Raw genomic sequence first — 8092 nt, forward strand, 5'->3', positions numbered from 1 at the left:
AATCAGTGCCGCCTTAGTTAGATTGTTCAATTTCATCACAACACTCTCTAGTCACAAGCTTTAATGCTCGATGAATAAGACCGTTCAAAATGAAGTGCGTCACGCCTATCGTGTAACTTGATGGTATTAAATGTATTGGAAAGGCTACATGTAGTTATCTACCAGATTGCGCAGCGTTGTGCCTTGGAAGGCATAGTTGGAAACATGAAAGTGAGAATCCGCGAGTGGCTCAGCAGGTCTGGTGGAATTAGCGCTACGCTCTGGCGGTGACGAACACCCCGATGCTACTGCCATAAAAGCAACTAAAGCTGTCCGTTTCATTTGAGTTGCAACATCAATCATTTATTCATCCCATCTAAAAAATCACAACCTTCAACAGCGAATAATTCAGTCGTGTTGAGCCGAGCCCTGGGCGAGCGAGTCGACTCTCATCAACTCACAATTTTTGCGATTGCAGTGCCTGCGGCGACGGTCGAACCCACGGACACCGTTAGGGTGATGCGTCCTGCGCGGTGTGCCGTGACTTGCATTTCCATCTTCATCGCCTCCATGGAAGCGAGGGTGTCGCCCACAGCCACGTTGTCGCCGTCGGCGACGTTCCAGGACTGCAGGGTGCCCGAGATCGGGGCTACAACGGCGGCGGCATCCGTCGAAATGGAAGACACATCAGCCCCCTCGCGCTCAGCAGACGGCGCAGTGGAATGTAGCCCGCGCAGCAGTTCAGCCGGCAACCCGAGCGCAATCCTTCGGCCATCGATCTCCACGGCCGTGCGTACCAGCGCGATATCGGCCAGCGGTTCAGGCCGTACAGCGGCCGCCAGCGTGTCGGCAAAATCTGTCTCGATCCAGCGCGTATGCACGCTGAAAGCATCGGCTGATGTGAAATCGGCGTGTGCCATCACCGCCCGGTGAAAAGGAAGCACCGATGGCACCCCTTCGATTCGGAACTCCTTCAGCGCCCGGCGCGCGCGGGCTATAGCCTGGGCACGGGTGGCGCCAGTAATGATCAACTTGGCCATCAGTGAATCGAATGTACCTGGGACGGTAGAACCCGACTGCACGCCGGTATCGACGCGCACGCCGGGCCCCGACGGGGCCTCGAACAGATGCACCAACCCCGGCGCGGGTAGAAAGCCGCGCCCCACATCCTCGGCGTTGATGCGAAACTCGAAAGAATGACCGCGCGGCTTCGGCGTCTCGGTGACCGACAGCGGCAAGCCATCGGCGATGCGCAGTTGCTCGACGACGAGGTCGATGCCCGTTGTCTCTTCGGTCACTGGATGCTCGACCTGCAGGCGCGTGTTGACCTCCAGAAACGAGATTGTTCCGGAGGGACTCAACAGAAACTCGACAGTCCCCGCACCGACGTAGCCTGCCTTCGCGCACACATCGCGCGCCGATTGATGGATGCGCTCACGCTGCTCATCACTGAGGAAGGGCGCGGGGGCTTCTTCCACCAGCTTCTGGTTGCGCCGCTGCAACGAGCAATCGCGCGTGCCGAGCACGACAACATGGCCGTGCGTATCGGCGATCACCTGCGCCTCGACATGACGAGGCCGATCGAGGAACTGTTCAACGAAACACTCGCCACGGCCGAAAGCAGTGACCGCTTCACGCACCGCCGACTCGTACAATTCGGCTACTTCGTCGAGCCGCCATGCGACCTTCATGCCGCGGCCGCCACCGCCAAAGGCCGCCTTGATGGCGATCGGCAGGCCGTTCTTCTCGGCAAAGGCCACGACCTCCTGCGCATCGCGCGCGGGCTCCGACGTGCCAGCCACCAACGGCGCACCGACAGCCAGGGCGATCTTGCGCGCCTGCACCTTGTCACCCAATGCCTCGATGGCTGCCGGCGAAGGGCCGATCCACTTCAGGCCCGCGCCAATCACGGCCCTGGCAAAAGTTGCGCTTTCCGAAAGGAAGCCGTATCCGGGGTGTACCGCGTCGGCGCCACAGCGGTCGGCCACGGCGAGCAGCTTTTCGATGTTCAAGTAGGTGTCGGCCGGGCGCTGGCCGTCAAGGCCGTAGGCCTCATCGGCCATACGAGCGTGCATCGCGTCGATGTCGGCGTCGGCATACACCGCGACGGATTTCACACCATAATCGGCACAGGCGCGCACGATGCGTACAGCGATCTCGCCGCGGTTGGCGATAAGAACTTTCTTCATGGGGTTTCTCGCAGGTCGGAAGAGAGGGCCGCGGTGAACGCGCGTATGGGGTTGAAGCGCACCTGCGCACCGATGGGGATCTGCCCCGCACGGTCGAGGTGGTAAGGGGCGACAGCGCCGATCACTGGGTAGCCACCGGTCAGCGGGTGGTCGGCAAGGAAGAGCACGGGCTGGCCGCTTGGCGGCACCTGAATCGCGCCCAACACGGTGCCTTCACTGGGCAGTTCGGCGATCTGTGCGCGCATCAACGGCGTTTCACCGGCCAGACGCAGGCCGACGCGGTTCGATTGCGGCGTCACAGTCCATAATTGGCTCGCCAACAATGCAATGGCCTGCAGTGTGAACCAGTCGGTGCGCGGCCCCATCACGACATCGAGCACCACGGTCTGCGTCGTTGTCGGTAGATCGGCACGAGGCGTTTCGGGCGCGCCGACGATGGAGCCATGCGTGACCACAGGTATCGGCAAAATGTCACCGGCTTTGATGGGCGGCGGACCGACCTGCGCGAGCGTGTCCGTCGATCGACTTCCGAGCACGGGCGCGATCGCGAAGCCACCGCGCACCGCCAGGTAGCTGCGGATGCCGGCACGCGGGTCGCCAAGCGACAGACTGTCGCCATCAGAAAGTGCGATGGCTTCATGGCCTGGCACACGATATCGAGCGCCGTTCGCACGCGTGAGTTCGATCGGCGCATCGGCACCGGTGAAGGCCACCACCGTGTCTGCGCGGCTCGTGATTTGGAAGCCACCGTAGACGATCTCGACGCAGGCCATGTCGCTCGCATTGCCGACCAGACGGTTGGCCGCGCGCAGTGCGCCCTTATCCATCGCCCCTGAGGCGGATACGCCCTGCCCGGCCAGACCCTCGCGCCCGAGATCCTGGAACAGCGCCTGCAGGCCGGTGCTACGGACAACAAGCGCCGGACCATTGTGGAGCGGAACCTCGACGGGGCCAGGCGACGGCGCTGGCAAAGTCGAAACCTGCCGCCCTGAAACATCGACGAAACGTACCTTGAAGCCCGGTTGCAGCAGCGCGGGCACGTCACGGCTTAGGTCCCACATCGGCGTGGCAGTCACGCCGATGATCTGCCACCCCCCCGGACTGGCCTGCGGATAGACGCCGCTGAAAGCGCCGGCCAACCCCACGGCGCCCGCGGGGATGCGCGTGCGTGGCGTAGTGCGACGCGGCACGTTGAGGCTTGGGTGGCCGCCGCTCAGATAGGCGAACCCAGGTGCGAAGCCAGTGAAGGCAACGGTGTAGTCGCAGCCGGTATGACGGCGAATCACCTCTTCGCGCGAGAGATCAAGCATCTGCGCGACCTCGTCAAGGTCCTCTCCTTCGTAGGAGACCGGAATCTCCACGCGAGTGGTCGCACGCTCGATCTGCGCCGTGAGGTCGCGGCGGCTGATGCGCGTGACGAGTTCATCATGCGTCACCGTGTTAGGCCGGAAGTGAACCATGACCGTGCGCGCGGCCGGCACGAGTTCGACGATGCCATCGATGGGCTCGGCCTGTAGTGATGCAAGCAGCGCCAGCGTCTGCGACAAGTCATCCAGCTCGACCAACAGGGCGTCGAGATTAGCCGGCAGAAATCGCATCACGGTACGACTCCCATGTCGACGAAAGGAGCGACCTTGACGCCCGAACGCTCAAGCAGCGCACGCACTTGCCGCGCCATCTCCACCGCGCCGGGGCTGTCACCATGCACGCAGACCGAATCGGCCTTAAGGCGCACGATGCTGCCGTCAATGGCCGTGACCACACCTTCGGTCGCCAGGCGTAGCATGCGCTCGGCAACATCCTGTGCATCGTGCAGCACGGAGCCCTTCTCGCGGCGGGAGACCAGCGAACCGTTCGGCATGTAGGCGCGATCGGCAAAGGCTTCAGCCACCGTGCTCAGCCCGCTTGCCTGCGCCCAGCCGAGTAGCGGCGAGCCGGCCAAACCGACCAGCACCAGCGACGGGTCGATTGCGCGGATGGCGGCAATCACGTCGTGTGCCTGGCGCTTATCGTGCGCGATGGTGTTGTAGAGCGCTCCGTGTGGCTTGACGTATCGTACCGACGTGCCGGCCACCGCAGCCAACCCCTTCAGCGCGCCGATCTGGTAGATCACGTCAGCCTGCAGGTCGGCGCTTGCCACGTCCATTTGGCGGCGGCCGAAACCGACGAGGTCGGGATAGGCGACGTGCGCGCCTACTGCCACGCCGCGCTCCGCCGCTTGACGTAGCGTCCGCAGGATGCCGGCAGCGTCGCCAGCGTGGAAGCCGCAGGCCACGTTGGCACTGCTCACGATGCTGAGCATCGCGTGGTCGTCACCCATGCGCCAGGCGCCCAGGCTTTCACCCAAGTCACTATTGAGGTCTATCTTCATGTTGTTTTCTTTTCTTTAGCGAAACATCAGGAAATACAGGATGAAAACATTGCAAGTCAGCAAGGCCAGCGCCGTGGGCACCTGCGCGCGGATCACCGCGTTTTTGTCGGGCAGTTCGAGTAGGGCCGCCGGTACGATATTAAAGTTGGCTGCCATCGGCGTAAGCAAGGTGCCGCAATAACCCGAGAGCATGCCGATGGCTGCCATAAGGGCCGGGTTACCGTCGTACATGCCGACCAGGACTGGCACCCCGACGCCCCCTGTCATCACAGGGAAGGCGGCGAAACCGTTGCCCATGATGATGGTGAAAAGTGCCATGCCAACCACGTACACCATCACCGCGAAGAAGCGTACATCCATGTTGATGTAGCTGGTGGTGATATGCGCCACGGCCTTGCCCACACCTGCGTCGGAGAATACGAGGCCCAGCATGCCGAGCATCTGCGGCAGTACCAGCGCCCAACCGAGCGCATCGGTCAGCCGACGCGATTCGCGGATGCCTTGCATCGGCGTTTCGTTCGTCATCTTGCAGACCAGCGCAAGCGCGACCATACAGCCTAGCCCTAGGCTTACCATCGTGGTGTTCTTCGGGTCGAGCAGCGGTATGCCGCCAACCACGAGGTACTTCGCCGACAGCGTGCCGATCATGGTCACGGCCGGGATCGCCAGGGCGGGGATGAAAAGCTTGTTGCCCAGCAGATTGGCGCTGGCCGAGTACTCCGCCGCCGAGCGGGCCACGTGACGGCCAATGCCGACACCGCCGAAGGCTGCAATCAGCGCCATCACCACAACACCGACGCCGACCCAGACCGGCGGCAACTGGTCGCCGAGCAAGAAGACGAGCGAATAAAGGCCCCAGAAAAAGGCACTGGAATAGCGCTTTGAGTGCTGGCGGTCCATAAGTGTCATCACCGCGGTGATGGCGAGGATGGCACCGACGAGGTAGTACAGGTGCGTGATCGTGAGCGTCATGGTCGGGACTCCTTGCCTTCGACTGTGACGGTTGCAGCCGCGGCGCCGCTGGCCATCTCGCGCATCAACCAAGTGTCAAGCCGGCGCAGGCGCCAAGCATGGATGGTGAATGCGCAAATAGCTGTCGGAATCCCCCAGAGCGCGACGCGGATCGGCTCGACTTCGATGCCCGCCTCACGCAAGAACGTGGTCATCAGCACGATCGCGCCGAAAGCCACGAAGATATCTTCGCCGAAGAACAGGCCGACGTTATCGGTCGCTGCGGCATACGCTCGCAGCTTGTGGCGAACCTTCTCCGGCAGTGCCCCAAAACGGGCTTCGGCAGCACCTTCTGCCATTGGCGCGAGCAGCGGTCGCACCATTTGTGGATGACCGCCCAGGCTGGTAAGGCCGATGGCTGCGGTCATCTGGCGTGCGCCAAGGTAGACAATCAGCAAGCGGCCCGCAGTCGCGGACTTGATGCTGCTGATCCATCGCTGGGCGTGCTGGCGCAAACCATAACGCTCGAGCAAGCCAATCACCGCCAGCGGTAACAGGATGATCAACGGCAGGTTACGCGTCTTGATGAAGCCCGTGCCGATGGCGGCAAGAATCCTGTCGACCGGAAAGTGCGCCGCGAAGGCGGTGACGACGGCCGTGACAATCACGACCAACATGGGATTAAAGCGCAGGACGAAGCCCACGATGATGACGACGACCCCCAGCAAGGGCCACAAGTTGATGTCAGTGGGCACCGGCGTTTCTCCAAGTTGTTTGAGTTATTTTCTTAGATCACTCAACTATCTTCATCCGATTGAATGATCATTTCAACAGAATTGAACAACAAACCAACACAGATAAAAAAAAGAAATATGTATGCCAAAATACCAATCTGTTTCAGCCCTACAAGAAAAAGCGACACTGCGAGTAGGGCAAAACCTGCTAGAATCCAATCGCCCCTGCCACTCAGAAGTCCGCTCGATGCCCCTTCCCGCCTCCCCTTCATTCGTAGCCCAGACGCTAAACGAGCGGATCGCCGAACAGTTGCGTCAGCAAGTCACCCAAGGCGAATTCACACCTGGGCAACGGCTGTCCGAGCAGGTGCTCAGCGAAAACCTCGGCATCTCGCGAAACACCCTGCGCGAAGTATTCCGGACGCTGGCCAAAGACGGCCTGTTACGACACGAACCCAACCGTGGGGTATTCGTGGTGGTTCCCAGCATCGCGGCCGTCATCGACATCTACCGCGTGCGACGCCTCATCGAATGCCAGGCGTTGGCCGAGGCTTACCCGCGCCACCCGGCGAAGAAGAACATGCGCGCAGCGGCAGAACAGGCCCAACGAGCACGGGACGCGGGGGACTGGCTGGCAGTGGGCACAGCTAACATGGACTTCCATACGGCAGTCGTTGAACTTGCGGACAGTGAACGCTTGAACGCCATGTTCCGGCGCATACTTGCAGAGCTACGGCTGACTTTTGGGCTGTTGCAGGACGCCGAGTTCTTGCATGAGCCCTACGTCGATATGAACTTTCAGATTCTTGAACTCGTTGAACGCAACGAGATGGCCAAAGCTCGCGAAGCAATGCTTGAATACCTCATTCATTCCGAACGCATTGTTTTGGCCGTCTATGCGAGGCGCCCTTCCCAGGAAGGGTGAAAGCTCCGACGTCCACGCAACATCTGCCCCACACAGCCGGTCGACTGGTCGATACAGTTAACCAAGCGGGGCTCCTTCAGAATTTTTTGCCGCCCTAGCGCATGAGCGAAGAACTGCTAGACATAGTGCCCCTGTGGCAGGATGACCTGGTTGCCTTCACCATCGGCTGCTCGTTTTCCTTCGAACAACCGCTCCTGGATGCCGGCACTGCCCTCAACAACAACGAATGGATGCAATGGACCAACAATGAACACAGCTCAACGGTCGATTCAGCAGTACATAAACGCCAAGGACAGTAACCGCCCGCATCTGCTGCGCCAGGCTTTTATGCCGGATGCACAACTGGAGATGGTGGTACACACGGGGTCTATCTCGTTTCCACCCCACGTTGAAGGCCTTGAGTCCATCGGCGACGTGCTGGTCAGTCGCTTCGGTCAGACATTCGAAAACGTCTATACCTTTTGTCTGGGACACCCACCGGAGCCGGATAGCAAAACGTTCCAATGCCAATGGCTGGTCGCTATGTCCGACAAAAACTCCGGCGAGGTCCGAGTCGGTTGTGGTCAGTATGGATGGCAGTTCAATCCCGAGTCGGGACTTGTCGAGCGGCTCACTATCACCATCGAGCATATGAAAACCCTGCCACCTACCGATCTTCACACCATCATGGAGTGGGTATCCCACCTGGACTATCCATGGTGCCGCCCAGAAGCATTAGCGAGCAACGCTCCAGACATAGGCACCCTTGAAGAGGTGATCCAGTACGTAATCCGGTTAAAACGGTGAAGTTGCGGAACACATCTGAAGCGTTGCGGAAGGGATCGTAAATCGCAGGTATAAAAAAATCTATGGTCACCCCCATTTTTGCAATACTGATCAACGGGTGGTGTGGTTGGCTTGCTTAAATCTATCCGGCGTCTGTTTGGGGTATGCCCCAGCGCCA

General features: G+C 60.6%; 7 protein-coding genes and 1 pseudogene. 3 read left to right on the forward strand and 5 right to left on the reverse strand.

Annotated elements, in window-relative coordinates; genetic code table 11:
• Nucleotides 1–431 precede the first annotated feature (431 nt).
• Genes INT12_RS30085 through INT12_RS30105 form a run of 5 tightly spaced genes read right to left on the reverse strand, consistent with a single transcriptional unit; the run spans nt 432 to nt 6245 of the window.
• The gene (locus INT12_RS30085; RefSeq protein WP_104903259.1) at nt 432–2168 is read right to left on the reverse strand and encodes an acetyl/propionyl/methylcrotonyl-CoA carboxylase subunit alpha; all 1737 of its coding nucleotides are present in this window, start codon (nt 2166–2168) and stop codon (nt 432–434) included.
• Nucleotides 2165–3766, reverse strand: coding sequence for a 5-oxoprolinase subunit PxpB (pxpB, locus tag INT12_RS30090; RefSeq protein ID WP_193041065.1), 1602 nt, complete (start codon nt 3764–3766; stop codon nt 2165–2167). Before pxpB ends, INT12_RS30085 begins: the two co-directional genes overlap by 4 nt.
• Nucleotides 3766–4539: a LamB/YcsF family protein gene (locus INT12_RS30095; protein WP_017846360.1), complete on the reverse strand. Its 774-nt coding sequence runs from the start codon at nt 4537–4539 to the stop codon at nt 3766–3768. The genes pxpB and INT12_RS30095 overlap by 1 nt, the downstream gene beginning before the upstream one ends.
• Before the next feature lie 15 nt (nt 4540–4554).
• Nucleotides 4555–5511 carry a DUF979 domain-containing protein gene (locus tag INT12_RS30100; protein ID WP_046484272.1) on the reverse strand — a complete coding sequence of 319 codons (957 nt, stop codon included), beginning with the start codon at nt 5509–5511 and terminating at the stop codon, nt 4555–4557.
• Entirely contained in the window at nt 5508–6245 is a 738-nt protein-coding gene (locus INT12_RS30105) for a DUF969 domain-containing protein (RefSeq protein ID WP_193041063.1), read from the reverse strand. The genes INT12_RS30100 and INT12_RS30105 overlap by 4 nt, the downstream gene beginning before the upstream one ends.
• A 226-nt stretch (nt 6246–6471) precedes the next feature.
• Here INT12_RS30105 and INT12_RS30110 point away from each other — a divergent pair, with 226 nt between their 5' ends.
• The 3 genes and pseudogenes from INT12_RS30110 to INT12_RS30115 all read left to right on the forward strand — a co-directional run bounded on the left by INT12_RS30110 (nt 6472) and on the right by INT12_RS30115 (nt 7935).
• On the forward strand, nt 6472–7149 hold the full coding sequence (locus tag INT12_RS30110) for a GntR family transcriptional regulator (protein WP_017846363.1): 678 nt from the start codon (nt 6472–6474) through the stop codon (nt 7147–7149).
• Nucleotides 7150–7250: 101 nt separating this feature from the next.
• Nucleotides 7251–7376, forward strand: a pseudogene (locus INT12_RS31550) (hypothetical protein); the annotation flags it as partial.
• Nucleotides 7377–7395: 19 nt separating this feature from the next.
• Nucleotides 7396–7935 carry a hypothetical protein gene (locus INT12_RS30115; protein WP_193041064.1) on the forward strand — a complete coding sequence of 180 codons (540 nt, stop codon included), beginning with the start codon at nt 7396–7398 and terminating at the stop codon, nt 7933–7935.
• Nucleotides 7936–8092: the final 157 nt, after the last annotated feature.

The organism is Pseudomonas sp. K8 (assembly GCF_014889455.1).
In the GTDB taxonomy this organism is placed as follows: domain Bacteria; phylum Pseudomonadota; class Gammaproteobacteria; order Pseudomonadales; family Pseudomonadaceae; genus Aquipseudomonas; species Aquipseudomonas veronii.